We start from the raw sequence: 24,400 nt of genomic DNA, 5'->3' as shown, positions 1-24,400 counted from the left end.
GAGCCCGGCGTGCGCTGGGCGCGAACGGCGCCGCTCAGAGACGCGAGAAGCGCAGGTCGCGGAGGTACAGGCGATCGTCGGGACCCATCGCCCCCGTCCGGATGCGCAGCACGGCGAAGCCCGCCCAGTCCGGCGCCGGGATCGAGTAGGCGCCGTCGAGCCGGATCCCCGCGAAGCTGTCGGAGTCGACGATCCGGGACGCCGAGTACCAGTCCTGGCCGAGTCCCTCCGTGCGCCGAGCGGTCGAGAATCCCAGATCCACAGTGGCGCTCCCCGCGCCGGAGAACAGCGCGTCGAGGCTCACGAGCACTCGGGCACCGGTCTTGATGCCGACGAACAGATGGACGGCCCCCTCGCCCGATCCGTCCCCGACCGCGAAGGCGCGGACGCCGGAGACCGGCGAGTCCACCGGCGTGACCTCCGCCTCACCGGAGGCGACCCAGTCGTCGGCGAGCGACGATCGAGCCGCTGACGCATCGAGCACCCCGCGCTCCCTCTCACCGGCGTGCGGACGCAGCGCCGTCCTCGGCAGCGCGGACGTGTCCTCGACCGTCAGGACGCCGTCCCCCCGCGCCAGGAACGGCAGGAGTGCCGTGCCGCCCTGGAACTGACCCCCTCTGACGACGGCACGCTGCCCGCCGGCGCCGGAGAACTCGATGAGGCCCCGCTCGGCCTCGGCGCGGACCTCCACGCGGCCGCGCACCAGGTAGCGGCAGTCCGTCAGCGTGAGCAGCGCACCCCACCCCGCGAGCTCGAACCAGCCGTTCCGATCCGGTATCTGCATCTCGAAGTGGCAGTTCGTGAAGTAGATCTGGCCCAGCTCGACGAGGGCGGCTCGGCTCTGGTTGGTCGAGAAGGTGTCGAACGAGCACTGATTGACGAAGAACTCCTGGTCGCCGAGGATCTCGATGGCGCTCTGGGTGTTGCTGGTGAGGTCGCAGCTCTGGATCGAGATGCGCTCACCCGCGTCGACGGCCTCCTTCGTCGCCAGGACGCCGATCCTGTTGCCCTGGATCGAGCAGGACCGGAACTCGAGCAGGTAGGCGTGCGACCCGAGCTCGACGGCGATGTCGAAGGAGCGCAGGACCACGTTCACCAGCGTCAGGTAGGCGGGTTTCGGACCCGACTCGCGCAGATGGGGCGCGGCGCCGATCGCGATGCCGCTGCTGCCCCCCGAGCCGACCAGGTGGATGTCGCTGAGGACCGTCTGATGCTGACGGGTGAATCCCGCGGCCGTCTTCTGGACCACCGGGCTCACCGTGCGGAAGAGGAAGCCGCTGCCCGCGTTGACGATCTCGCAGTGCCCGATGATGCTGACCCGTGTGTCCCAGGACAGCGTCTCCTCCACCGTGAAGCTGCCTCCGATCGCCGTCACGACGGCGTGGTGCTCCTCGGGGGCGACGCCCTCGTCCGGGACCGCCGCGGCTGCGAGCGCGGCCTTCCAGGCCGCCGTGTCCCGAGCGGGCCCGGGGGCCATCGACGCATCGAGGTAGTCGTGGACGTCGACGATCCGCTCCGTCCCCGCCGGTCGGACGACGACGGAGGTCGTTCCCGCGGTTCCTCGAGCGGCGAGGGCACCCGCGCCGAGGAGGGCACCGGCTCCGGCGGCGAGGACGGTGCGCCGGGATTCGACAGCGGGTGGGACAGGTCCGAAGGAGCTCATTGCAGCCTCTCTCTCGGCGTTCCGATGTCGAGCGACCTACCCTACGGACGGCGGCTGATCGACGGCCGTCGGGCCGCTCGCTCGACCTGTGCGCGAGACGAGGCGCTCCCAGAGCAGGTCCGCCCGCGCCAGGGTGTCCTCCAAGGTTCCGGAGGAGTCGACGACGACGTCGGCGAGGGCGAGCCGCTGCTCGTCGGTCGCCTGCGCGCCGACGCGGGCCCGGGCCTCCGCCTCGGACATGCCGCGCAGCGCCACCAGGCGCTCGACGCGGACGGCCTCGGGCGCGTGCACGACGACGACCTCGTCGAACTCGCCCGCACCCCGGCCCTCGGCCAGCAGGGGCACGTCGTACACCACGACGGCCCCAGGGTCGGCCGCCGCGGCCTCGTCGAACAGCCGCTGTGAGCGCTCCCCCACCGCGGGATGCGTGATGGCGTTCAGATCGGCGCGGGCGGAGGCGTCGGCGAAGACGACGGCACCCAGAGCGGCGCGGTCGAGCGATCCGTCCTCCCGCAGCATCGCCGGGCCGAAGCGCTCGACGACGGCCTGCAGTGCGGGCTCCCCCGGTTCGACGACCTCTCGGGCCAGCACGTCGGCGTCGACGACGACCGCTCCGTGCTCGGCGAGGCGGCGGGCGACGGTCGACTTGCCGGAGGCGATGCCGCCGGTGAGGGCTACGAGATGCACCCGGCCACCCTATCCAGCGGTCACCCCGTGAAGCAGAGAGGGCGGGAACGCCGAACGGCCGGCCCCCGAGGGGACCGGCCGTTCAGACGCGTGCACTCGATCAGTTGCTCGAGGACAGCTTCTCGCGCAGTGCGGCGAGCGACTCGTCGTCGGCGAGGGTGCCGGCTCCGGTCGCCTCGCTGGTGAAGCCGCCGCCGACCGAGACGCCCTCGGAGACGGTGGCCGCCTCCTCCTGCGACTTGGCGACCTGGGCCTTGTGGGCCTCCCAGCGGGCCTGCGCCGCGGCGTAGTCCTGCTCCCAGGCCTCGCGCTGCGACTCGAAGCCCTCGCGCCACTCGTTGGTCTCGGGGTCGAAGCCGTCGGGGTACTTGTAGTTCCCCTGGTCGTCGTACTCCGTCGCCATGCCGTAGAGGGCCGGGTCGAACTCGGTCCCCTCGGGGTCGATGTTCTCGTTCGCCTGCTTGAGCGAGAGCGAGATGCGGCGACGGTCGAGGTCGATGTCGATGACCTTGACGAAGACCTCCTCACCGACCGACACGACCTGCTCGGCGAGCTCGACGTGCTTGCCCGAGAGCTCGGAGATGTGGACGAGGCCCTCGATGCCGTCGGCGACGCGGACGAACGCACCGAACGGGACCAGCTTCGTGACCTTGCCCGGTGCGACCTGACCGATCGCGTGGGTGCGGGCGAAGACCTGCCACGGGTCCTCCTGGGTCGCCTTGAGCGAGAGCGACACGCGCTCGCGGTCGAGGTCGACCTCGAGGATCTCGACGGTGACCTCCTGGCCCACCTCGACGACCTCGGAGGCGTGCTCGATGTGCTTCCAGGAGAGCTCGGAGACGTGCACGAGACCGTCGACGCCGCCGAGGTCGACGAACGCACCGAAGTTGACGATCGACGACACGACGCCCTTGCGGACCTGACCCTTGTGCAGGTTGTTCAGGAACGTCGTGCGGCTCTCGGACTGGGTCTGCTCGAGGAGCGCGCGGCGCGACAGGACCACGTTGTTGCGGTTCTTGTCGAGCTCGAGGATCTTCGCCTCGATCTCCTGGCCGAGGTACGGCGTGAGATCGCGGACGCGGCGCAGCTCGATGAGCGAGGCCGGGAGGAAGCCGCGGAGGCCGATGTCGACGATGAGACCGCCCTTGACGACCTCGATGACCGAACCGGTGACGACACCGTCGGACTCCTTGATCTTCTCCACGTCGCCCCACGCACGCTCGTACTGCGCACGCTTCTTCGAGAGGATCAGGCGACCCTCCTTGTCCTCCTTCTGCAGGACGAGAGCCTCGACGCTGTCGCCCACGTTGACGACCTCGGAGGGGTCGACGTCGTGCTTGATGGAGAGTTCGCGCGAGGGGATGACGCCCTCGGTCTTGTAGCCGACGTCGAGGAGGACCTCGTCGCGGTCGATCTTCACGACGGTGCCTTCGATGAGGTCTCCGTCGTTGAAGAACTTCAGAGTCTTTTCGACCGCGGCAAGAAAGTCTTCAGCAGACCCGATGTCGTTGATCGCGACCTGCTTGGCTGCCTTTTCGGTCGTTGCGGTTGTCATTAAGGGATGCTCCAGGATGGATGGGTATCGGGCGGCCACCGCCGGACGCCCCGAGGAGGGGCGCAGTGACGGGTGCCGCGGAGTGAAGGGGTGTGCGGTGCCTCCGGCGACGGGACGATGCTCTGGAGGATGACTCCGGACCTCATCGCACGCCGAGGGCACAGCGGCGCCACGAACGTGACAGTCCAGACTATCCGACCCAGCAGGGTGCTAGCAATCTCCCAGGGCCTCCGTGCGCGCCGGATCCGCGCGGATCGAGGGCTCGGAGTCAGCCCGCGAGGCTCGCCCGCAGCGTGTCGAGCCCGACCCCGCCGAGATCGAGTGCGCGGCGGTGGAATCCGGCCAGAGAGAACGCCGACCCCTCGCGGGCTGCGGTCCCATCGCGAAGCTCCTCCCAGATCCGCTGCCCGATCTTGTACGAGGGCGCCTGGCCCGGCCAGCCGAGGTAGCGGTTCACCTCGAAGCGGATGAAGGCGTCGTCCATGTTCACGTTCGCCCGCATGAACGCGAGGGCGGACGCGGCGCTCCAGACCTCCGTCGAGCCCGGCATCCGCTTGCCCAGGTGCACGCCGATGTCGAGGACGACGCGCGCCGCGCGCATCCGCTGCCCGTCGAGCATGCCGAGCCGGTCGGCCGGGTCGTCGAGGTAGCCGAAGCCCTCCATCAGGCGCTCGGCGTAGAGGGCCCAGCCCTCGGCGTGTCCCGAGCTGCCCGCGAGCTGGCGGCGCCAGGTGTTGAGCTGCCCGCGGTTGACGACGGCCTGGCCCACCTGGAGGTGATGTCCGGGCACGCCCTCGTGGTAGACGGTGGTGAGCTCGCGCCAGGTCGCGAACTCGGTCACGCCGTCGGGCACCGACCACCACATCCGGCCGGGGCGCGCGAAGTCGTCGCTCGGCCCGGTGTAGTAGATGCCGCCCTCGTGCGTGGGCGCGATCAGGCACTCGAGCCGGCGGAGCTCGTCGGGGATGTCGAACGCGGTCCCGGCGAGCTCGTCGACGGCGCGGTCGCTCGTCTCCTGCATCCAGCCCTGCAGGGCGTCGACGCCGTGCAGGGTGCGGGACGGATCGGCGTCGAGGTGCGCGATCGCCTCGGCGACGGAGGCGCCGGGCAGGATCTCGCGGGCGATCGCCTCCTGCTCGGCCGTCATCCGAGCGAGCTCCTCGATGCCCCACTCGTAGGTCTCGTCGAGGTCGACGACCGCGCCGAGGAAGCGCCGGGACTGCAGCGCGTACAGCTCGCGGCCGACGGCGTCCTCCTCGCGGGCCGCCGGGGCGAGCTCCTCGCGGAGGAAGCGCCCGAGTCCGCCGTACGCGGCGGCGGCGCGGCGGGCGCCCTCCTCGAGCCGGAGCGCGAGGGAGGCGGGCAGCGATCCGGAGGCGGGAGCCGCGTCGGCGGCGAGCGAGGCGAAGAATCCGTGCGGCGCCGCGGTCGAGTCGACCTGCTCGGCGACGAGCCGCACCTGGCGTGCCGCGGGCGTCACTCCGGAGTCGATGCCCTCGCGGAGGGTCTCGAGGTAGCCCGCGAGGGCGGCGGGGACGGCGAGGAGGCGGTCGGCGACGGCCTCCCAGTCGGCGACGTCGTCCGTGGGCATGAGGTCGAAGACGTCGCGCAGCTCCTGGGGAGGGGAGGCGATGACGTTGAGATCGCGCAGCGGCAGCTGAGCGTCGTGGGCCTCGAGGGTGAGCCGCAGCTCGGAGCCGAGATCGGCGACGGTGACGCGGTCGACCGCGTCGACCGGTGTCGCGGCCTCGAGCTCGACGAGAGCCGCCGTCACGGCCTCGCGGGAGCGGGCACGACCCTCCGGGGAGAGGTCGCCCAGGCGGCCGCCCGACTCCGCCCGGCCGATGTACGTGCCGATGGTCGGATCGAGCTCGACCAGCGTGTCGACCCAGCGCTCCGCGACGAGATCGACGGCGGTCGGCTGACGGGAGGTGTCGGAGGTCATGCGCTCGAGCCTAGCCAGGCCCTCGTGCGCCGCGGGGTCAGTGCGCGGCGTCGTCCCAGTCGGCTCCGTGACCGACCTGCACCTCGAGCGGCACGCTGAGATCGACGGCTCCGGCCATCCGCGAGCGGACGACGGCCTCGAGCGCCTCCTCCTCGCCGGGAGCGACGTCGAAGATCAGCTCGTCGTGCACCTGGAGGAGCATCCGCGAGCCGAGACCCTGCTCGTCGATGTCGGCCTGGACGCCGATCATCGCGATCTTCATGATGTCGGCGGCGGAGCCCTGGATGGGCGAGTTCAGCGCCGCGCGCTCGGCGTTGTCGCGGAGGACGCGGTTGGCGCTCTGGAGGTCGGGGAACGGCCGGCGGCGGCCGAAGATCGTCTCGGTGTATCCCGCCTCCCGGGCCTGCTCCACCACGCTGCGGAGGTAGTCGCGCACCGCTCCGAAGCGGACGAAGTAGTCGGTCATCAGCTGCTTCGCCTCGGCGCTCGAGATCCGCAGCTGCTTCGAGAGGCCGAAGGCGCTGAGCCCGTAGGCGAGCCCGTACGACATCGCCTTGACCTTGTTGCGCATCGCGGAGGTGACGTCGACCGGCTCGACGCCGAAGATGCGCGCACCGACGAAGCGGTGCAGATCCTCGCCGCTGTGGAAGGCCTCGATCAGCCCGGCGTCGCCCGACAGGTGCGCCATGATCCGCATCTCGATCTGCGAGTAGTCGGCGGTGAGGAGGGTGCTCGCCTCCCTGCCGTGCACGAAGGCGGTGCGGATGCGGCGGCCGACCTCGCTGCGCACCGGGATGTTCTGCAGATTGGGGTCGTTCGACGAGATGCGGCCCGTGGCGGTGCCGGTCTGGTCGTAGCTGGTGTGGATCCGCTGGTCGGCGGTCACCGACTTCTCGAGCGTCTCGATGATCTGCTTCAGCTTCGTGGCGTCGCGGTGCTCGAGCAGCAGGCCGAGGAAGGGATGCGGGTGCGAGTCCTGCAGGTCGGCGAGGGCGGAGGCGTCGGTCGTGTACCCGGTCTTCGTCGCCCGGGTCTTCGGCATCGCGAGCTCCTCGAAGAGCACCTGCTGGAGCTGCTTGGGAGATCCGAGGTTCATCTCGTGGCCGATCTCGGCGAACGCCCGGCTCGCGAGCTCGGCGGCCGTGGTCGTCAGCTCGCCGCGGAGGCGCGCCAGCACCTCGGAGTCGATCGAGACGCCCGTGAGCTCCATCGTCGCGAGCACCTGCACGATCGGCAGCTCGATGTCGACGAGCACCGAGAGCATGCCCTCGCCGAGCAGCTCGGTGAGGGGCGCGACCAGGCGGAACGCGTACCACGCCTCCGTCGCCGGGCCCATCGGCTCGACGCTCGGCACGAGCTGATTCGGGTCGCCCTGCGCCATCGCCTCGTCGAGGTACTGCGCGACCTGCGCCGGCAGCGTCGCCGCGTGCCCGGTGGGCTGCAGCAGATAGGCCGCGACGCGCGTGTCGAAGGCGAGACCGGAGACGGTCAGCCCCGCTCGACGCAGTGCCTTGATCTGCGGCTTCGCGTCGGCGAAGACCTTGGGAGCGTCGCTCGCGAGCCACTCCTCGAGTGCGGTGTAGTCGGGGCGGCCGGCCGCCCACGGCACGAACGCCGACTCGGTCTCGGTCGAGAGCCCGATGGCGTCGAGGCCGTCGGGGCCGAGCTGCACCTGCACCGCGACCGGAGTCGTCCCCTTCGCCGAGACCCGGTCGAGCCAGTGTGCGAGCTCCTCGTCGACGAGCGTGCGCACGGCGGGGGCGGCGGTCACGACGGTGTCGCCGGCGAGAGCGGAGGCGGCGCCCTCGACACCCTCGTCGGCGGCGATCGTGAGCACGCGCTCCTGCAGTGTCTTGAACTCGAGGCGGCTGAAGATCTCGCGGACGGCGTCGACGTCGATCGGTCGGCGATCGAGGTCGGCGGGGCCGAGCGGCAGCTCGACATCGGTGACGAGGCGGTTGAGTCGGCGGTTGCGGAGCGCGTTCTCCTTCTGCTCGCGCAGCTTCTCGCCGACGACGCCCTTGATCTCGTCGGCGTGGGCGATGATGTCGGCCACGGTGCCGTACTGGTTGACCCACTTCGCCGCGGTCTTCGGGCCGACCTTGTCGACTCCGGGCAGGTTGTCGCTGGTCTCGCCGACGAGCGCCGCGATCTCGGGGTACTGGTGCGGCTCGACCCCGTACTTCTCGAACACCTTGTCGCGGTCGTAGCGGGTGAGCTGCGAGACGCCCTGGGTCGACGGGTAGAGCAGGGTGACGTCGGGGGTGACGAGCTGGATGGTGTCGCGATCACCCGAGACGACGAGGACCCGGAAGCCGGCCTCGGCGCCCTGCTTGGCGAGGGTCGCGAGGATGTCGTCGGCCTCGAAGTCCTCCTTCGAGACGGTGCGGATGTTCATCGCGTGCAGCGCCTCCTCGAGCAGCGGCACCTGGCCCTTGAACTCGGGAGGGGTCTCGCCGCGCGTGCCCTTGTACTCGGGGTACTCGCGCGTGCGGAAGGAGTAGCGGGAGATGTCGAACGCGACGCCGAGGTGCGTGGGCTTCTCGTTCTTGAGCAGCAGGATCAGCATCGACAGGAAGCCGTGGATGGCGTTCGTGTGCTGGCCGTCGCGGGTCTGGAAGCTGTCGACCGGGAGCGCGTAGAAGGCGCGGAAAGCCAGCGAATGACCGTCGATGAGCAGGAGGGTAGGCTGTTCCGGATCTGACACAGGGCAAGACTACACAGCGCCTCCGACACCGGATCCGGCCCGTTCGAGCCCGCACGCCGAGACCCTCGCGAGGCACCACGACGAGGAGTACCGTGACCGATCCCGCGCCCCGCGACACCGCCTGGACCCGCCCGCCGGCCCTCGATCTCGTCGGCTCGATCGGGCGCGGCGGCGGCGAGCTCGCCGACACGATGGGCATCGTCTGGCACGAGCTCACCCCCGAGCACTCCGTCGCCTCGATGCCCGTCGAGGGCAACCGCCAGCCGTTCGGCATCCTGCACGGAGGCGCGCACGTGGTGCTCGCCGAGTCGATGGGCTCGATCGCGGCGAACGTGCACGCCGGCGAGGGCAGGGTCGCAATGGGCATCGAGCTGAACGCGAGCCACAGCCGCTCGACCCGCTCCGGCTTCGTGATCGGCACCTGCGACGCGATCCACCTCGGCTCCACGCTCACCACTCACGAGATCGTGATCCGCGACGAGGAGGGGCGCCGCCTCTCGACGGTGAGGATCACCAACATCATCAGATCCGTCTGATTCCGCGGCGGTCCCCGCCCGCCGCGGCGCGGTCGGCTCGACGAGATGGTTGCGTCTGGTGGAGCGGGTCGCGGGCGGCTACGGGAAAACGCTGACACGCGTTTTCCCGGTTCGCCTCGCGGAGCCAGGCTGGTCTGCCGGCGGAAGCGCCGATAGTGGCCACTGCTAGGCGGGGCTTAAAGGCCCGAGCGCAAGCCCGGGACGGGGCGGCGGGAGCGACCTAGGCTCGGGGCGTGACCTTCCGAGACCTGCTGCGTTCGATGCCGTCCATGCCGCACGAGCTGCCCGCCTTCGATGCCGAGGCCGCGCCGGCGGATCCCGTCGAGCTGTTCTCGCAGTGGCTCGAGGAGTCGGCGGCGGCCGGGCAGCTCCTCCCCCACGGCGCGACGCTCTCGACCGCCGACGCGGAGGGCGACGTCACCGCGCGGGTGCTCGTGCTGCGCGACATCGACGACCGCGGCTGGGCGTTCTCGACCCACGCCTCCAGCCCCAAGGGCCGGGCGATGGCCGCGAACCCGCACGCGTCGCTCACCTTCTTCTGGCCGGTGCAGGGTCGCCAGGTCAGGGTCGAGGGCCGCGCAGAGCGGGGCACCGCCGACGAGTCGGCGGACGACTTCCGCCGGCGATCGGAGGCGGCGCGCACCGCGCTCCTCGTCGGTCGCCAGAGCGAGCCGATGCGCAGCTCCGCCGACTTCGGTCTCGTCACGCTGCAGACCAGCGTCGCCGTGGGCTGCTCCCCCGCCACCCTCGACCGGGACTGGGCCGTCTACCGCGTCGTCCCCGAGCGGATCGAGTTCTGGCAGGGCTCGACGTCGCCCGAGCAGGACCACGTGCGGCTGGAGTACCGCCCCGGAACGACGGAGGCGGGCGGCTCCCCCTGGGAGCGCACCCGCCTCTGGCCGTGATCGGCAGCCGCTGAGCGGCCGACCCTACTTCTTGGGACTCAGCTGCTCGATGATCGCCTGCGCGACGTCGTGCATGGTGAGGCGGCGGTCCATCGACGCCTTCTGGATCCAGCGGAACGCCTCGGGCTCGGTGAGGCCCATCTTCTCGTTGAGCAGGCCCTTGGCGCGGTCGACGAGCTTGCGGGTCTCGAAGCGCTCGACCATGTCGGCGACCTCGGCCTCGAGGGTGATGATCTGGGCGTAGCGCGACAGCGCGATCTCGATCGCGGGGAGCAGGTCGTTCGGCGTGAACGGCTTGACGACGTAGGCGAGGGCGCCCGCCTCGCTCGCCCGCTCGACGAGCTCCTTCTGGCTGAAGGCGGTGAGGAGCACGACGGGGGCGATGTGCGCCTTCGAGAGGCGCTCGGCCGCGGAGATGCCGTCGAGCTGGGGCATCTTGACGTCCATGATCACCAGGTCGGGACGGAGCTCGGTGGCGAGGGCCACGGCGGTCTCGCCGTCGCCGGCCTCACCGACGACCTCGAAGCCGTTGTCGCGGAGGATCTCCACGATGTCCATGCGGATGAGCGATTCGTCTTCGGCGACGACGACCCGACGGGGTGCGGTCGACGTGGGTTCCTGGTCTGTCACGCCGAAGAGCCTACGGTATTCTCAACGGGCTTGTTGTGCGCCGGTGTGGCGGAATGGCAGACGCGGGGCACTCAAAATGCTCTGTCCGAGAGGGCTTGTGGGTTCGAATCCCATCACCGGTACGACGTGCGCCGTGCGGCGCGGCGGCGTTCGCTAGCGTCGTCGGATGAGCGATCCCTCTGACGTCTGGCCCCTCTTCTCGCTGGTCCTGCGCACCCCGCGGCTCGAGCTGCACCCGGTGCGCGACTCCGATCTGAGCGGTCTCGCCGCAGCCGCGTCGGCCGGGATCCACGAGGCCGGCCGCTCGCCGTTCCCGTCGCCGTGGGCGGAGGCGCCTCCCGAGCGGCTGCCGGCGGACCTGGCGCGCTACCACTGGTCGCTCAGGGCGGCGACGACCGCCGACTCCTGGCGCGTCGCCTTCGCGATCCTCGAGGGCGGGGTCGTCGTCGGCTGCCAGGACCTCCTCGCCGAGGGCTTCGCCGCGACCCGGACGGTGTCGTCGGGCTCGTGGCTGACGCGCTCGGCTCAGGGCCGGGGGCTCGGGCGCGAGATGCGCGCCGCGGTGCTCGCGCTCGCCTTCGATCACCTCGGCGCCGAGGTCGCGGAGAGCAGCGCACTGGCCTGGAACACCGCGTCGATCGGCGTGTCGACCGCGCTCGGCTACCGGCCGAACGGCACGCAGCGCACCATCGGGGCCGACGGTGTCGCGGTCGAGGAGTCGCGCTTCCGCGTGACGCCCGAGGCCTTCCGCCGCCCGGACTGGCCGCTCGAGGTCGAGGGGATCGAGTCGGCCAGGGCCGTCCTGCTCGCGCCGCCGGCGTGAGCGTCAGAACTCGGCGAGACTCCCCCGCAGCCCGCCGCTCGGGTGACTCCGGCGCAGGATGCCGCGACGGCGCAGGATCGGGACGAGCTCGTCGAGCATCCGGTGCAGCGTGACCGGGTGGAAGTCGCCCGAGAAGGCGATGCCGTCGTTGTCGGCCTCGTCGCCGAGCTCCTGGATGAAGTCGGCGACCTCCTCCGCGGTGCCGACGACGCCCTGACGGTCGGCGATCAGGCCGAGCCTGGCCTTGGCGGTGAGCAGCTCGCGCAGCGGCGCGTCCTGTCCCGCCCCGCCGTAGAGCCCGGCGATGCTGCCGCGTGACACGTGCTCCCCGAACACCACGGGATCGATCGGCCGATCGAGATCGAGCGAGGTCAGGTCGGTCTCGAGGTCGCTGGACTGCGCCGCGGCGACGGCGAGCAGGGCCGCGTCGTCGGGGTGCGCGGAGGCGGCGACGAGCCGCTCCGCCTCCTCGCGGCTCGCGACGACGATCGGCTTGAAGACGAAGAGGACCGTGAGGTCGTCGGGGTCGCGGCCGTGCGCCGCCGCCGCGGCGCGGGCGCGCTCGCGGTAGGCCCGGACGGTGCCGACGTCGAGCGAGGCGAGCGCGAGCTGGATCTCGGACTGGGCTCCCGCGAAGTCGATGCCGCGGGGCGAGCCGCCGGGCGAGACGATGACGGGCTCGCCGCCGTCGAAGGGCAGCGCGTTGAGCGGTCCGTCGAACGTGTAGTGGGTGCCGCGGTGCTGCACGGGCCGCAGCCGCGTGCCGTCGGCGAAGAGACCGGTCGCCGCGTCCTGGATCAGGGCGCCGTCGTCCCAGCTGCGCCAGAGCTCCCGGATCGAGTCGAGCCACTCGTGTGCGCGGTCGTAGGCGACGTCGTGGGGGACCTTCTCGAGCCCGAAGTGGCGGCTGCTGCCGACATCCGTCACGACGTTGAGGCCGAGCCTGCCCCCGCTGAGGTGCTGGAGGGAGGCGAACTGGCGGGCGGCCTGGTAGGGGCTGTAGGCCATCGGATTCACGGTGGGCGCGACTCCGAGGTGCCGCGTCGCCTCGAAGAGGTAGGGCGCGAGGAGCATCGGGTCGTGCTTGGGCCCGCCGTAGGCGCGACGGACACGGAGGTCGAGCGTGCCGGCGCTGCCGAGCGAGAGCGCGTCCTCGATGATGACCAGGTCGAAGCCGGCCTGCTCGAGCTCGCGGGCGCTCCGGCGGTAGAGCTCGGGGCCGGTCCACGAGCGGTCCCAGTCCCAGTCCGGCCGACCCCAGGCCTGCGGGCCGAAGCCGCGCGAGAGGAACCAGGCGAAGTGCTGCGGGGCGCTCACGACGCCTCCGCCAGCCGGAGCGGGAGGGTCGCCGCGGCCCGGAGGCCCTGCTCGAGATCGGCCAGCAGATCCTCGACGTCCTCGATGCCGATCGACAGGCGGAGGAGGCCCGGCCCGATCCCGGCGGCCTCGAGCTGCTCGAGGGTGCGGCCGGTGTGCGTGGTGCTGGCCGGGTGCAGGATCAGCGAGCGGACGTCGCCCAGGTGCGTCATCCGGGTGAACACGTCGAGGGCGTCGGAGAAGCGCCGCGCCGCCTCCAGGCCGCCGCGCAGCGTGAACGAGAAGACGGACCCCTGCCCGAGCGGCAGGTAGCGCTGGGCGAGGGTATGCGACGGGCTCGACGAGAGGCCGCTGTAGTCGACGCTCTCGACCTCCGGTCGCGCCTCGAGCCACCGGGCGACGAGCAGGGCGCTCCGCGACTGGTGGCGGACACGCAGCGACAGCGTCTCCAGCCCCTGCTCGAGGAGGAACGAGGTGAGCGGCGAGACCGTCGGGCCCATGCGGCCGGCGACGACGTCGCGGGCGTAGGCGAGGAACGCGCGCTCGGGGGCGACCTCTCCGGTGGCGAGATGCGGGAACCCGGCGGACGCGGCCTCCCAGTCGAACCGGCCGGAGTCGACCACGACTCCCGCGATGACCGCTCCGTGCCCCGCGAGGAACTTGCTCGCCGAGTGCACGACGACGTCGGCTCCGTGCTCGATCGGCCGCAGGAGGTACGGAGTGGCGAAGGTGTTGTCCACGACCAGGGGCACGCCGGACCGGTGCGCGGCGTCGGCGACCAGCTGCAGGTCGACGACGTCGTTGCGCGGGTTCGGGATCGACTCGACCAGCACGGCGCGGGTGCGCGGGGTGATCGCCTGCTCCCACGCGAGCGGATCGTCGGCGTCCTCGACGAAGGTCGTGGAGACGCCGAGGCGGGCGAGGTTCTCGAGGAGGAGGTTGCGCGTCCCCTCGTAGAGGCTCGCGGCGGCGACGACGTGGTCGCCCGCGGAGGCGAGGGTGAGGAGGGCGACCGAGACGGCGGCCTGCCCGCTCCCGACGAGGAGCGCCTCGCGACCGCCCTCGAGGGCGGCGATCCGCCGCTCGACCGCGTCCGTCGTGGGGTTGCCGACGCGGGTGTAGGTGTAGCCGTCCGCGCCGGCGAAGCGGTCGCGCGCCTCGTCGAAGGAGTCGAAGCTGAAGCCGGCGGTCAGGTAGATCGGGGTGCGGCGCGCGTGCAGGGCGTCGTCCGCCGCCCCGGCGTGGAGCTGGCGAGTCGAGAAGCCCCACTCGCCCCCGCGTCCTGTGCGCGCGTCGTCCGCGTCCATGGTCCACCGCCTCCTCGTCGCCGCCGTCCGGCGCGGACAACAGTCGCACGGGAGGAGCGCGGGGCGCCGGGCGGTTACCCGGCGTTACGCCGAGCGGAGGGGCGCGGTCACCAGAACATGGTGCCCGGCGCCCCCTTGAATGGGCCGACGACGCGGGAGGTGATCCAGCCGCCGTAGAAGTCGCCGGGCTGCGGCTCCACGACCTCGTCGTCCACCGTGCAGGAGTCCATCCGCCCCGGGTAGAGCGCGATCGTGTCGCGGAGCACGTCGAAGCCCTGCATCGGCTCCGGGTACGTCCACCCGGCCGCCTCGGCCACGACCCCGCCGCCCCGCACCGAGAGATAGGAGGCCGCGCCCTTGAACTCGCAGACGCTCCGGCCGGGAGCGGGCTCGAGCGCCCCCTCCGCGAAGTCGCCGCGCGGCAGGTAGTAGACGGGCGGATGACTCGTCTCGAGCACGCGGAACGAGGCGCGCGACTCGGCGACCACCGCGCCCCCGAGCCGCACCACGACGTGCTCGGAGCTCGGCTCGACTCTCGGCGGCCTCGGGTAGTCCCAGACGGATTCCTGACCCTCGGCGGGCACTGCGCGCTTCATGCCGTCCACGCTACGCGGCCGCCCCCTGCAGACCGCAGCCTCCCAGCCGATGCGCGGCGGCTCCCCTCCGGCGGCCGCGGATCGCCGCCGCCAGCCCCGCAAGGCCCTTGCGGTCGCGTAACGTCGTCCTTGCGCCCGGAACCCCGAGACCGGCCGCAGAAGGACTACAGAGTGCCCACCGAATGCATCCACGGCCTCGACATCGCGCTCTGCGACGTCTGCTCGCCCGCCAAGCTCCCCGAGCCGCCGGCGCGCACTCCCCGCGTGCCCGTGCGCGTCCCCGGGACCTCCCGCGCCGCGACAGCTCGGGCCGCCGCGCGCGGAACCGCGCGGGAGAAGCCGCTGCCCAAGGTCGACATCGCCGCGCAGCGGATCTACCACGTGACGCACCTCGACAACCTCGCCGCGATCGTCGCCTCCGGTGCCCTGATCGCCGACGAGCACCTCGCCGAGCGCCCCGCGATCGACGTCAGCGCCGAGACCACCCGCGAGCACCGCCGCGCCGTGCAGATCAAGGACGGCGCGAACGTCGCCGGCTTCGTCCCCTTCTTCCTCTCCCCCGACGCCGCCCTCTGGGCCGACCTGCGCGGCGAGAAGGTCGCTCCGCACTGGTCGCCCCGCGCGCAGGGCACCACCGCGTCGCAGTTCGTGGTGCTCGTCGGCTCCCTCGCCTCGGCTCCCGTCCTGAGCGACGGCGACGCCTCCCACGTGCTCACCCGCTTCAGCGAGGGCGACGCCCTGGTGCGCACCTTCGCCCGGCTCCTCGTCGACGAGCCGGCGCTCCGCAGCGCCGAGGCGCTCGTTCCGGAGCGGTTCCCGCTCGAGGAGATCACGGTGGTCGGCGTGCCGTCCGTGACGATGAAGAACAAGGTCAAGGCGCTCTTCGAGGGCACCTCCGCATCGCCGCGCGTCGCGGTGTACCCGCCGTGGTTCCACCCGGTCGCCGTCGAGGAGTGACCCCGGAGGGCGTCAGACGTCGAGCAGGTCGATCCTGTCGGCGAGGTAGCGCTCGATCGGCATGAGGCCCTGCTCGCCGAGACCGGGAGCCCAGCGCACGAGGACGTCCGCCCCGCGCAGCGCCAGCGGCTCCTGACCCGCGGCGAGGCCTGCGGCATCGGTCTGCAGTCGGCGCCAGCCGTAGTTGACGATCTCGCCCTCGCGGAACGGGCCGTCGAACGCGGCGCGCCGGATCTCGCGACGCGCTTCCTGCGACTCCGACTGGTTGTTGGCGTGCAGCGGAGCCACGGCCCGCGTCACCGAGCCGGTGGCGAAGAGCCCGCCGGAGCGCTCGAGCAGCACGACGCCGAGCCGCCAGGCGCGGGTGACGGGCGCCATGACCGGGGCGCGCCGGAAGCCGAGGATCGCGCGCGGGCGCCGGAGCTCCGCGAGGGCCTGGTCCTCGACTCCGCGCCGGTGGAGCTCGGCGGACAGCTCCGCGAGCACGTCGACGAGCCGGGCCGCCGCCCGCTCCGCGTCATCCGCCATCCGGCCTCTCCTCGATCGCGACCAGCCTAGAACGGGTGACGCACGCCTCGGGCGCCGCGACGGCTCCCGCTCGCGCACCGTTACGATCGCCTGACGACACCGAGGAGGACGAGCGATGCGCGTCATCATGATGGGACCACCCGGCGTGGGCAAGGGCACTCAGGCGGCGGTCCTGGCCGAGGCCCTGGGCGTGCCGGCGATCTCGACCGGCGAGCTCTTCCGTGCGCACGTGGCGGACGGCACGGAGCTCGGCCGCCGGCTGCAGGCGATCGTCGAGGCCGGCGCGTACGTGCCGGACGAGGTGACGAACGCCCTCGTCGCCGAGCGGATCGACGAGCCGGACGCCCGCGACGGATTCATCCTCGACGGCTATCCGCGGACTCCGGCGCAGGTCGAGGAGCTCGACCGGATGCTCACGGAGCGGGGCGCCGCCGTCGCCCGCGTCGTGATGCTGACCGCCGACACTGAGGTCGTGGTCGAGCGGCTGCTCGCGCGCGCCGCCGACCAGAACCGCGCCGACGACGACCCGGAGGTGATCCGGCACCGGATCGCCGTCTACGAGCGCGAGACCGCGCCGCTCGAGCAGGTCTACGCCGCCGCGGGACTCCTCGTCCGCGTCGACGGCAGCGCCGCGCAGGACGAGGTCTCGCGACAGGTCGTCGCGGCGTGCCGGGCCGACTGACCCCGCACGCCGCGACCGACCCGGGTCAGATCGCCGAGGCGAGGACCTCGTCGAGCTTGGCCGAGGCCTCCTCGTCGGTGCCCTTGAGGGCGAGGGAGAGCTCGGACACCAGGATCTGGCGGGCCTTGAGGAGCATGCGCTTCTCGCCGGCCGACACTCCACCGGCCTGCTCGCGACGCCACAGGTCGCGGACGACCTCGCTGACGCGGTAGACGCTGCCGCTCGCCATCTTCTCCTGGTTGGCCTTGAAGCGGCGCGACCAGTTGCTGGCCTCCTCCGCGACATCGCTGCGCAGCACGTCGTAGACGGCCTGCACTCCGGCGTCGTCGATGATCTCGCGGACGCCGACGAGCTCGGCGTTCTCGACGGGAAGGGTGATCGTCAGCTCGCTCGTGTGCACGTTCATCGTCATGAACGTCTTCTCGACGCCCTTGACCGAGCGCTTCTCGAGTCCGGTGATCGTCACCGCTCCGTGGTGCGGGTAGACCAGCGTCTCGCCGACCTCGAATAACATCATGTCGTGCCTTTCATCGTGGGGCCTGTGGTGGGGTCGAGGGTCCGCAGCGGCGCATCGGCCAGCCACGGAGGCAGGAGGGCGACGAGGCGCTCGACGAGCTCCTCGTCGGTGCCGTCGAGGGATCCGGCGAGCCACGAGCCGACGACGGCGAGCACACCGCCGGCGGCGAAGGTCGCGGTCAGCTCGGGGTCGACGGAGCCGGGGACCTCGACGCGCGCGAGGACCTCGCGGTGCAGGGCGAGGACGGTGTCGAGGACCGCGTCGTCGGAGGCCACGCGCGCCGAGGCGCGGGCGCGGAGGCGGGCGTGGAACGCGTGCCGGTCGACGAGCCGGTCGATCAGGCGGGCGTAGCCGCGACGCAGTGCGAGAGCACCGCTGCCGTCGGTCGCGTCGGCCCCGGCGACCTCGGCGACCACCAGATCCTCGCGGATCAGGGCGGAGGCGACATGGGCCGCGTCGTCGAAGTGCGCGTAGAACGAGCTGCGGCTGATGCCGGCCTCGCGCACGATGTCGCTGACGGCGATGCCCTCCGCGCGCTCGCCCTCGGCCTGCATGACGAGCCGCTCGACCGCGTCGAAGACTCGACGGCGGGTGCGGCGGGACCGGGGATCGCCCGCGCGCGGGCTGAGGGGGTGTTCCGCTCCGGGCAGGGAGGCGAGGCGAGCGGAAGTCATCCAGGGAAGTCTACCACTTCCCGGACAGGTGTTCGGAAAAGCACCCCGAGTCGGTTCAGCGCGCATCGGCGCGGGCGCGCTCCAGACCCTCGATGCGGGCACGGGCGGCCTGCTCGCTCGGCGAGACCCTGCCGAGGTACTGCTCCAGGAAGCGCATCAGGAGGCGGTTCGCCGTGATCGCCGGCCACCAGGCCCGGCGGAGTCCGAGCAGGCGCCGCACCTCCGGGCTGAGCGAGGCGACGGCTCCGGCGAACAGCAGCGGGTAGACGACGCCGGCCTCGCCGGGCAGCTTCACGCGACGCAGGAAGCCGACCGCCTCCCGCACCCGGTGATCGGGCTTCAGCTCGCCGGCGAATCCCGCGAGCTGCTCACGGAGCTCGGCGACAGTCTCCGGCGGTGACTCGACGCCGAGGAGACGACCGGACGCCGCCCACTCGCGGACGTAGGCGTCGGGGCCGCCGGGGATCGGCCGGCCCCAGATCTCGTGGGCGCCGAGGAAGGCGTCGGTGAAGGCGTCGTGCACCCAGAGCAGGAGGCGCGGATCCTGCGCGGAGTAGTCGCGCTCGGTCCCCGCGGCGTCCTCGTAGGAGCCGACGATCCGCTCGTGCACACCGGTCACCCAGCGGGCGGCGCCGCTCGCCGCGCGGGTGTCGCCGAAGGTGGTGGTCAGCACCCAGCGGATGGTGTTGTCGAGGCGCCCCATCGGGTCCTCGCGGTAGCGGGAGTGGTCGTGCACGCCCGCCATGGCGCCCGCGTGCAGCGTCTGCATGAGCAGCGCCCGCACTCCCGCGATGGTGGTCGGCATGGCGCCGTTCACGGCCCACACGGCGCTGCCGGGGCCGAACAGCCCCGCGTCCTCGCCCGTCTCGAGAGCGGCGACCCAGTCGGGGCGGGGGCGGGGGCGGCGAGAGCTCATCCGCTCAGTGTGCGCGCGGCTCCTGGGTCGGTGCTGGCTCTTGCGTCACCCCTCCTCGGGTGTTACTCGGCGAGGAGCTCCCGCACGTCGTCCGCGGTCAGCGCCCGGCCGAAGAGCTCGCCCTCGTCGAGCGCCGCGGTGCTCAGCCGCGTCTTGCGGGCCTGCAGCCGCACGATCTTCTCCTCGATCGTGTCCTTCGCGACGAGGCGGTAGACGTTCACGCGGCGCTGCTGACCGATCCGGTGGGTCCGGTCGATCGCCTGCGCCTCGGCCGCCGGGTTCCACCACGGGTCGAGGATGAAGACGTGGTCGGCCTCGGTGAGGGTCAGTCCCGTCCCGCCCGCCTTGAGGCTGATCAGGAAGACCGGAGCGTCGCCCGAGCGGAACGCCTCGATCACGGCCGCTCGGTCGCGGGTCGACCCGTCGAGCTGGACGAACGGGATGCCCCGAGCGCGCAGTCGGACCGCCGCCCGCTCGAGGTACGAGGTGAAGGTGCTGAACACCAGCGCGCGCCGGCCCTCGGCCATCACGTCGTCGAGGTGCTCGAGCAGCGCGTCGAGCTTGGCGGAGGGGACATGGCTGTAGGCGGGATCGACCAGCGACGCGTCGAGCGCCAGCAGGCGCAGCAGGGTCAGCGAGCGGAACACGGTGAAGCGCTGCCTGTCGAGATCCTCGACGAGGCCCATGAGCTTGCGCCGCTCGCGCTGCAGATACGTGTCGTAGAGCACGCGGTGGCCGGGAGCGAGCGCGACCTCGAGGGTCTGCTCCTGCTTCTCGGGCAGCTCGGGGGCCACAGCCTCCTTGGTGCGGCGCAGGAGGAAGGGGCGGATGCGCGAGCGGAGCCGGTCGAGGCGCCGGCGCGCGCCCTCGGACTGCGAAACGGTGCGTCCGTCGGAGAGATCGGGCGACGTGATGCCGACCGGCGCCTCGGCGTGCTGGATGGGCCGGGTGTACTCCTCGCGGAAGCGCCGCAGCGACGGCAGCAGGCCCGGTGCGACGAGCGCGAGGATCGCCCAGAGCTCGTCGAGCGAGTTCTCGAGCGGCGTCCCCGTGAGCGCGAGGGTGATCGGAGCGCCGATGCCGCGGACGGCTCGGTGCGTCTGCGAGCCCGGGTTCTTCGCGAACTGCGCCTCGTCGAGCACGAGCGCCGACCACTCGCGGGCGCTCCACTGCTCCGCCGCGAGGCGCAGCACCGCATAGCTGGTGACGACGACGTCGACGTCGGCGGGGACGCCCGAGAGCGACCCCGTGCTCCCCGCCCGCGAGCCGGTGACTGCGTGCACGCGCAGACCCGGCGCGAAGCGCGCCGCCTCGGACAGCCAGCCCGGCACCACCGAGGTGGGGGCGACGACGAGGAAAGGCGCGCGACGCTCGCCCGAGGCCCGCGACTCCTCGACGGCCTCGAGCATCATCGCGAGGGTCTGGAGCGTCTTGCCGAGCCCCATGTCGTCGGCGAGGATCCCGCCCAGCCCGTGCCGGCGCCGGTGCACGAGCCAGGCGTAGCCGTCGAGCTGGTAGGGGCGCAGCTCGCCGACGAGACCGGCGGGCGGAGGCACCTCCACCGGTGCGCCGGCGGCCAGCGCGGTCTCGAGCACCCGCCGCCAGGCGTCGGACGCGACGGTCTCGTCGGCCAGCTCCTCGAGCTCGTCCCACAGCGCGGTCTGGTGCCGACCGATGCGGGCGCCCGTCTCCCACTCGTCGATGTCGTCGGCGTGGTTCAGCAGCTCGCGCAGCCGGTCGAGGCCGGGGTGCGCCAGCGAGAGGTAGGAGTGGTCGACCAGGCGGATGCGGTCGCCGCCCGTGGCGAGCGCGCGGAACAGCGGACCGAACGGCACCGTCACGTCTCCGATCCTCACCACCACGCCGAGGTCGAACCAGTCGGCGCTCTCGGTGTCGACGGCCGTGAGGGTGAGCGTGAGGGCACCGTTCAGCAGCCGGTAGTCGGGCGGCACGCCCTCGCGCTCGATCCTGACGCCTCCGACCGCGTCGAGCAGGGGCAGCTGCTCGACCACGAACACCGCCGCATCCGCTCCGCGGAGCACGGCGGGCCGATCGGTGTCGGGGACGATCGACGACCCCGCCTCGGCCAGCACGGCCGTGGCCCTGCGGAGGATCGCCGACTCGAGGTCGACCGGCCCGCCACCGTCGAGCTCGCCGGCGCGATCGGGAGTGCGCCGCCAGTGCCAGCTCACCCGCGCGACGCGGCGCGGCTCGAACGAGACGGTGCAGACCAGGCGCGGCGGCTCGGGCTCGTCGAGCACGAGTGCGGTGTCGTCGCTCCGCACCGCGACCCGGCCGCGCAGCGGCACCAGGTGCTCGCGGAGGAACTCGTCGACATCGTCCGGGGGGACGAGGGTGCTCCCGGGATGGCGGAGGAGCCGGAGCTCCTCGTCGTCGAGCGGGAGCGGCGTCGGCGCGAGCACGAGGCGGGACGGATCGCCGCCGACGACCGCGTAGAGGCCGTGCCGGGCGATCGGACGCGCCGACTCGACGGGCGGCTCCGTGTCGTCGATCCGCAGCACCGGTCGGAGCTCGAGGGCGCCCGACCTCGACTCGGCGCGCAGCGAGACCTGGGCGGCCGACGCGAGGGCGAGGGCGCCCTTGTCGGGGGCGAGCAGCGGGATCCGCAGCGCCTCGGCCTGTGCGAGCAGCTGCCAGAGCAGCGGGCTCTCGTAGTCGTCGAGGTGGATCCAGTCGGGGTCCTGGCCGAGGTGGACCGTCCGGGTCGCGCGGTGCAGCGCGGCGAACTCCGCGAACCAGCGCTGGTGCGAGGGATCGAGGGAGAGCCGGTGGGTCTGGTGGTTCAGCGACTTCCAGGTGAGGGTCGTCCGGTTCCACGCTCCCCCGCGCCCGGCGACGACCGGCCGGGTCGCGAGGCGGTGGTCGTCGCGGTCGGCGGCGTCGTAGCCCGTGGCGACGACCCGCTCGCTCGCCGGGGCGCGCCAGGGGTCGTCCGCCCGGCGCACGAGGCGGCGCAGCTCGAACTGCAGCCCGATCGGCGTGAGCGGCCCGGTGCTCTCGGCCGCGGCTCCCCCGCTGAGCTCGCCGACGCGGGCGCGCCAGGACGCGGAGGAGGACGCTTCGGGAGGCACCGGTCCATGCTGTCACGACCCTCCGACACGGCCGTCCCGCGGCGGGAGGGGGGCAGAATCGGAGCATGACCAGCAGCGACTCCCCCGAACCCACTGTCCTCGCGATCGGCGGAGGCGGACTCCGCGTCGCCCTGACCACCGCGGGCGCCGAGATGACCTCCCTCCGCGACGACGCCGGCCGGGAGTACCTCTGGCAGGCCGGCCCGGAGTGGCGCCGGCACGCCCCGGTCCTCTTCCCGATCATCGGGCGCCTGCCGGGCGACACTCTGCACCACGACGGCGTCGACCACCGGATGGGCCAGCACGGCATCGCCCGCGACCGCGTCTTCGAGCTGGCCGGCGTCTCGGGCGACGAGGCCGTGTTCCGACTGCGGAGCGACGACGCCACCCGCGCGGTGTTCCCGTTCGACTGGACGCTGCTGATCGCCTACGCCGTCACCGGCTCGAGCGTGCGGATCACGCAGACGGTGGAGAACCGCGGCACGGGTCCGCTCGGCGCCTCCGTCGGCAACCACCCGGCGTTCGCGCTTCCGCTGCCGGGGGCGACCGGCGGGCACCGCATCAGCTTCGCTCAGGCGGAGCCGGAGGGGTTCCGCCGCGCGCCCGAGAACCTGCTGCTCGACGAGCGGCACCCGGCACCGCTCGAGGACGGAGTGCTCACCGTCGACGATGCGCACTTCGAGGAGGGCGTGATGATCTTCGACGAGCCGCGCCGCAGGACGCTCCGGCTCGAGGCCGACGGTGCGCGCACGATCGAGGTGGACTCCGGCGACTTCGACGTCGTCGGCGTGTGGAAGCCGGTCGGGGCGCCGTTCGTCTGCATCGAGCCGTGGCGTAGCATCCCGACCCCGGCGGGGTGGGACGGCGACATCCTCGACAAGCCCGGCCAGTTCGTGCTGCAGCCGGGCGAGCAGCGCGCCTTCGCCTACAGCATCACGCTGGCCTGAAGGTCCTCGCGCTGCAGCCGGGCGTCGAGGAGCTCGAAGCGCCGGATGATCAGCCCCTCGCGCGTCGCCCAGGGGCAGATGACGAGCTTCTCGACGCCGAGCGCGTCCATCGCCGCCTCAGCGACGAGAGCGCCGGCCAGGAGCTGCGGCGCACGGAGGACCGAGACGCCGGGCAGCGCTGAGCGATCGGCGGCGCTGATCGCAGCCAGGCGCGAGGACCACAGCCGGAGATCGATGAGGTGCAGCTCGCGGCGGGCGAGCGGGCCGGCCGCGCTCGGAGCGGCGCCCGCGATCCGCGCCAGCGAGCGGAACGTCTTCGAGGTGCCGGCGACCAGATCGGGGCGGCCGAGGGCGAGGAAGGCGCGCACCGGCTCCGCCAGGATCTCGCGGGCGTGACGGCGGGCCGCCTTGACGCTGGTGGCCGACGCCGGATCGCCGACCAGGAGATCGCGGGTGACGCGACCGGCACCGAGCGGGACGGACACGGCGAGCTCGGGGACCTCGTCGACGCCTTGCGACAGCTCGAAGGACCCGCCGCCGATGTCGAGGTCGAGGATCGACCCGGCGCCCCAGCCGAACCAGCGGCGGACCGCGAGGAACGTCGCGGAGGCCTCGGCCTCGCCGCCGAGCTCTTGGAGGTGCACCCCGGTCTCGGCGCGCACGCGGTCGAGGACCGCCGCGCCGTTGCCCGCCTCGCGGATCGCGGACGTCGCGAAGGCGAGCAGATCCTCCGCCCGGTGGGCGCGGGCGACCTCGTGCGCCTCCGCCACGAACGAGATCAGCTCGCGTTGCCCCTCCTCGGTGATGTCACCGGCGGAGTCGAGGTACGCGACCAGCGCGAGGCTGCGCTTGTGCGACCGGTACGGCACGGGCCGCGCTCCCGGATGCGCGTCGACCAGCAGCAGGTGGACCGTGTTGGAGCCGATGTCGAGCACGCCGAGTCGCATGCGCCCACGCTAGCGCGGGCCCGACGCACCCCCGGACACGGCGCCTCCGGGGACGACGCGGGCGTCGTCATGCCCCTGGCGGCGGCGGCACCAGCAGCACCCACAGGAGACCGATGCCCGTACGGAGATCGGTCTCGATACGCCGCCTTCGGCGGCTACTCGACCAGCATGCGTGCGAGCGACACGTGCAGGCGAGCAGGCACGTGGCTTCCCGCACGACTGACGGTGGTGGGTCCCGATACGCCGCCTCCGGCGGCTGCTCGACCAGCATGCTCGCGCGCGGCGAGCGGGTACGCACGTTGTCCCCGGCATGCGCGCCGAGCGGCCTCGCAGCGCAGCTGCCGAGCCGAGAACGGAGGCCTGCAATCCAGTCGACCCCTCCGCAGGGTCACCGGCGATCCGCGTGACAGCGGATCGTCGTACCCGGAACGCGACACGCTCCCCCACCGCGACCACCCGCGGAAGCCGA

General features: G+C 72.4%; 21 protein-coding genes and 1 tRNA gene. 7 read left to right on the top strand and 15 right to left on the bottom strand.

Features of this window, described 5'->3' with window-relative positions:
- Positions 1 to 34: 34 nt before the first annotated feature.
- The 5 genes from GRS92_RS03785 to polA form a co-directional block, all read right to left on the bottom strand.
- Positions 35 to 1,663 (bottom strand): hypothetical protein, encoded by a 1,629-nt coding sequence (locus GRS92_RS03785; RefSeq protein WP_159853479.1) that lies wholly within the window; start codon positions 1,661 to 1,663, stop codon positions 35 to 37.
- 36 nt (positions 1,664 to 1,699) lie between these two features.
- Positions 1,700 to 2,350 carry a dephospho-CoA kinase gene (coaE, locus tag GRS92_RS03780; protein ID WP_159853477.1) on the bottom strand — a complete coding sequence of 217 codons (651 nt, stop codon included), beginning with the start codon at positions 2,348 to 2,350 and terminating at the stop codon, positions 1,700 to 1,702.
- Positions 2,351 to 2,450: 100 nt separating this feature from the next.
- Positions 2,451 to 3,905 carry a 30S ribosomal protein S1 gene (rpsA, locus tag GRS92_RS03775; protein WP_159853475.1) on the bottom strand — a complete coding sequence of 485 codons (1,455 nt, stop codon included), beginning with the start codon at positions 3,903 to 3,905 and terminating at the stop codon, positions 2,451 to 2,453.
- A 268-nt stretch (positions 3,906 to 4,173) separates the two neighbouring features.
- Positions 4,174 to 5,850 (bottom strand): DUF885 domain-containing protein, encoded by a 1,677-nt coding sequence (locus tag GRS92_RS03770; protein ID WP_159853473.1) that lies wholly within the window; start codon positions 5,848 to 5,850, stop codon positions 4,174 to 4,176.
- Between the two features lie 37 nt (positions 5,851 to 5,887).
- The gene (gene polA, locus GRS92_RS03765) at positions 5,888 to 8,557 is read right to left on the bottom strand and encodes a DNA polymerase I (protein ID WP_159853471.1); all 2,670 of its coding nucleotides are present in this window, start codon (positions 8,555 to 8,557) and stop codon (positions 5,888 to 5,890) included.
- Between the two features lie 92 nt (positions 8,558 to 8,649).
- Here polA and GRS92_RS03760 point away from each other — a divergent pair, with 92 nt between their 5' ends.
- Both GRS92_RS03760 and GRS92_RS03755 read left to right on the top strand, forming a co-directional pair.
- Entirely contained in the window at positions 8,650 to 9,093 is a 444-nt protein-coding gene (locus GRS92_RS03760) for a PaaI family thioesterase (RefSeq protein ID WP_442966217.1), read from the top strand.
- Between the two features lie 233 nt (positions 9,094 to 9,326).
- Positions 9,327 to 9,998: a pyridoxine/pyridoxamine 5'-phosphate oxidase gene (locus tag GRS92_RS03755; RefSeq protein ID WP_159853469.1), complete on the top strand. Its 672-nt coding sequence runs from the start codon at positions 9,327 to 9,329 to the stop codon at positions 9,996 to 9,998.
- A 24-nt stretch (positions 9,999 to 10,022) separates the two neighbouring features.
- Here the strand turns inward: GRS92_RS03755 and GRS92_RS03750 are convergent, their stop codons facing one another.
- A complete protein-coding gene (locus GRS92_RS03750) occupies positions 10,023 to 10,628 on the bottom strand; it encodes an ANTAR domain-containing response regulator (protein ID WP_056042832.1) in 606 nt (201 codons plus the stop codon).
- A gap of 39 nt (positions 10,629 to 10,667) precedes the next feature.
- Between GRS92_RS03750 and GRS92_RS03745 the strand changes: the two genes are divergently transcribed.
- Positions 10,668 to 10,750 (top strand) — tRNA-Leu (locus GRS92_RS03745).
- 44 nt (positions 10,751 to 10,794) lie between these two features.
- A complete protein-coding gene (locus tag GRS92_RS03740; protein ID WP_159853467.1) occupies positions 10,795 to 11,451 on the top strand; it encodes a GNAT family N-acetyltransferase in 657 nt (218 codons plus the stop codon).
- 3 nt (positions 11,452 to 11,454) lie between these two features.
- Here GRS92_RS03740 and GRS92_RS03735 read toward each other — a convergent pair whose 3' ends face one another.
- The 3 genes from GRS92_RS03735 to GRS92_RS03725 form a co-directional block, all read right to left on the bottom strand.
- Positions 11,455 to 12,768, bottom strand: a complete 1,314-nt coding sequence (locus GRS92_RS03735) for an NtaA/DmoA family FMN-dependent monooxygenase (protein ID WP_159853465.1) — start codon at positions 12,766 to 12,768, stop codon at positions 11,455 to 11,457.
- Positions 12,765 to 14,075, bottom strand: a complete 1,311-nt coding sequence (locus tag GRS92_RS03730) for an O-acetylhomoserine aminocarboxypropyltransferase/cysteine synthase family protein (protein ID WP_159853463.1) — start codon at positions 14,073 to 14,075, stop codon at positions 12,765 to 12,767. Before GRS92_RS03730 ends, GRS92_RS03735 begins: the two co-directional genes overlap by 4 nt.
- A 107-nt stretch (positions 14,076 to 14,182) precedes the next feature.
- Positions 14,183 to 14,671, bottom strand: a complete 489-nt coding sequence (locus tag GRS92_RS03725) for a DUF427 domain-containing protein (protein WP_159853461.1) — start codon at positions 14,669 to 14,671, stop codon at positions 14,183 to 14,185.
- Between the two features lie 171 nt (positions 14,672 to 14,842).
- On the opposite strand from GRS92_RS03725, the gene GRS92_RS03720 reads away from it, so the two are divergent.
- Positions 14,843 to 15,628: a DarT ssDNA thymidine ADP-ribosyltransferase family protein gene (locus tag GRS92_RS03720; protein ID WP_159853459.1), complete on the top strand. Its 786-nt coding sequence runs from the start codon at positions 14,843 to 14,845 to the stop codon at positions 15,626 to 15,628.
- Between the two features lie 12 nt (positions 15,629 to 15,640).
- Here the strand turns inward: GRS92_RS03720 and GRS92_RS03715 are convergent, their stop codons facing one another.
- A complete protein-coding gene (locus GRS92_RS03715; protein ID WP_159853457.1) occupies positions 15,641 to 16,156 on the bottom strand; it encodes a hypothetical protein in 516 nt (171 codons plus the stop codon).
- A 115-nt stretch (positions 16,157 to 16,271) separates the two neighbouring features.
- Between GRS92_RS03715 and GRS92_RS03710 the strand changes: the two genes are divergently transcribed.
- Positions 16,272 to 16,838 carry an adenylate kinase gene (locus tag GRS92_RS03710; protein WP_159853455.1) on the top strand — a complete coding sequence of 189 codons (567 nt, stop codon included), beginning with the start codon at positions 16,272 to 16,274 and terminating at the stop codon, positions 16,836 to 16,838.
- Between the two features lie 25 nt (positions 16,839 to 16,863).
- Here the strand turns inward: GRS92_RS03710 and GRS92_RS03705 are convergent, their stop codons facing one another.
- The 4 genes from GRS92_RS03705 to GRS92_RS03690 all read right to left on the bottom strand — a co-directional run bounded on the left by GRS92_RS03705 (position 16,864) and on the right by GRS92_RS03690 (position 22,037).
- Positions 16,864 to 17,352 carry a CarD family transcriptional regulator gene (locus GRS92_RS03705; protein WP_056043500.1) on the bottom strand — a complete coding sequence of 163 codons (489 nt, stop codon included), beginning with the start codon at positions 17,350 to 17,352 and terminating at the stop codon, positions 16,864 to 16,866.
- Positions 17,352 to 18,029 carry a TetR/AcrR family transcriptional regulator gene (locus tag GRS92_RS03700; protein ID WP_159853453.1) on the bottom strand — a complete coding sequence of 226 codons (678 nt, stop codon included), beginning with the start codon at positions 18,027 to 18,029 and terminating at the stop codon, positions 17,352 to 17,354. The genes GRS92_RS03705 and GRS92_RS03700 overlap by 1 nt, the downstream gene beginning before the upstream one ends.
- 55 nt (positions 18,030 to 18,084) lie before the next feature.
- Positions 18,085 to 18,945: an oxygenase MpaB family protein gene (locus GRS92_RS03695; protein ID WP_159853451.1), complete on the bottom strand. Its 861-nt coding sequence runs from the start codon at positions 18,943 to 18,945 to the stop codon at positions 18,085 to 18,087.
- A gap of 62 nt (positions 18,946 to 19,007) precedes the next feature.
- On the bottom strand, positions 19,008 to 22,037 hold the full coding sequence (locus tag GRS92_RS03690) for a DEAD/DEAH box helicase (RefSeq protein WP_159853449.1): 3,030 nt from the start codon (positions 22,035 to 22,037) through the stop codon (positions 19,008 to 19,010).
- A 65-nt stretch (positions 22,038 to 22,102) separates the two neighbouring features.
- Between GRS92_RS03690 and GRS92_RS03685 the strand changes: the two genes are divergently transcribed.
- Positions 22,103 to 22,984 carry an aldose 1-epimerase family protein gene (locus GRS92_RS03685; RefSeq protein ID WP_159853447.1) on the top strand — a complete coding sequence of 294 codons (882 nt, stop codon included), beginning with the start codon at positions 22,103 to 22,105 and terminating at the stop codon, positions 22,982 to 22,984.
- Here GRS92_RS03685 and GRS92_RS03680 read toward each other — a convergent pair.
- Positions 22,963 to 23,931, bottom strand: coding sequence for a Ppx/GppA phosphatase family protein (locus GRS92_RS03680; RefSeq protein WP_159853445.1), 969 nt, complete (start codon positions 23,929 to 23,931; stop codon positions 22,963 to 22,965). The genes GRS92_RS03685 and GRS92_RS03680 overlap by 22 nt on opposite strands.
- Positions 23,932 to 24,400 lie beyond the last annotated feature (469 nt).

This window comes from Rathayibacter sp. VKM Ac-2754, assembly GCF_009807095.1.
Classification (GTDB): Bacteria; Actinomycetota; Actinomycetes; order Actinomycetales; family Microbacteriaceae; genus Rathayibacter.
The sequence above is the reverse complement of the archived record's forward strand: the minus strand, read 5'-3'. Positions and strand labels throughout refer to the sequence as shown.

Coding starts and splice junctions, on each gene's coding strand:
- GRS92_RS03785 (WP_159853479.1), bottom strand. CDS start 1,663: ATGAGCTCCTTCGGACCTGTCCCACCCGCTGTCGAATCCCGGCGCACC.
- rpsA (WP_159853475.1), bottom strand. CDS start 3,905: ATGACAACCGCAACGACCGAAAAGGCAGCCAAGCAGGTCGCGATCAAC.
- GRS92_RS03770 (WP_159853473.1), bottom strand. CDS start 5,850: ATGACCTCCGACACCTCCCGTCAGCCGACCGCCGTCGATCTCGTCGCG.
- GRS92_RS03740 (WP_159853467.1), top strand. CDS start 10,795: ATGAGCGATCCCTCTGACGTCTGGCCCCTCTTCTCGCTGGTCCTGCGC.
- GRS92_RS03730 (WP_159853463.1), bottom strand. CDS start 14,075: ATGGACGCGGACGACGCGCGCACAGGACGCGGGGGCGAGTGGGGCTTC.
- GRS92_RS03725 (WP_159853461.1), bottom strand. CDS start 14,671: ATGAAGCGCGCAGTGCCCGCCGAGGGTCAGGAATCCGTCTGGGACTAC.
- GRS92_RS03715 (WP_159853457.1), bottom strand. CDS start 16,156: ATGGCGGATGACGCGGAGCGGGCGGCGGCCCGGCTCGTCGACGTGCTC.
- GRS92_RS03710 (WP_159853455.1), top strand. CDS start 16,272: ATGCGCGTCATCATGATGGGACCACCCGGCGTGGGCAAGGGCACTCAG.
- GRS92_RS03705 (WP_056043500.1), bottom strand. CDS start 17,352: ATGTTATTCGAGGTCGGCGAGACGCTGGTCTACCCGCACCACGGAGCG.
- GRS92_RS03700 (WP_159853453.1), bottom strand. CDS start 18,029: ATGACTTCCGCTCGCCTCGCCTCCCTGCCCGGAGCGGAACACCCCCTC.
- GRS92_RS03695 (WP_159853451.1), bottom strand. CDS start 18,945: ATGAGCTCTCGCCGCCCCCGCCCCCGCCCCGACTGGGTCGCCGCTCTC.
- GRS92_RS03685 (WP_159853447.1), top strand. CDS start 22,103: ATGACCAGCAGCGACTCCCCCGAACCCACTGTCCTCGCGATCGGCGGA.
- GRS92_RS03680 (WP_159853445.1), bottom strand. CDS start 23,931: ATGCGACTCGGCGTGCTCGACATCGGCTCCAACACGGTCCACCTGCTG.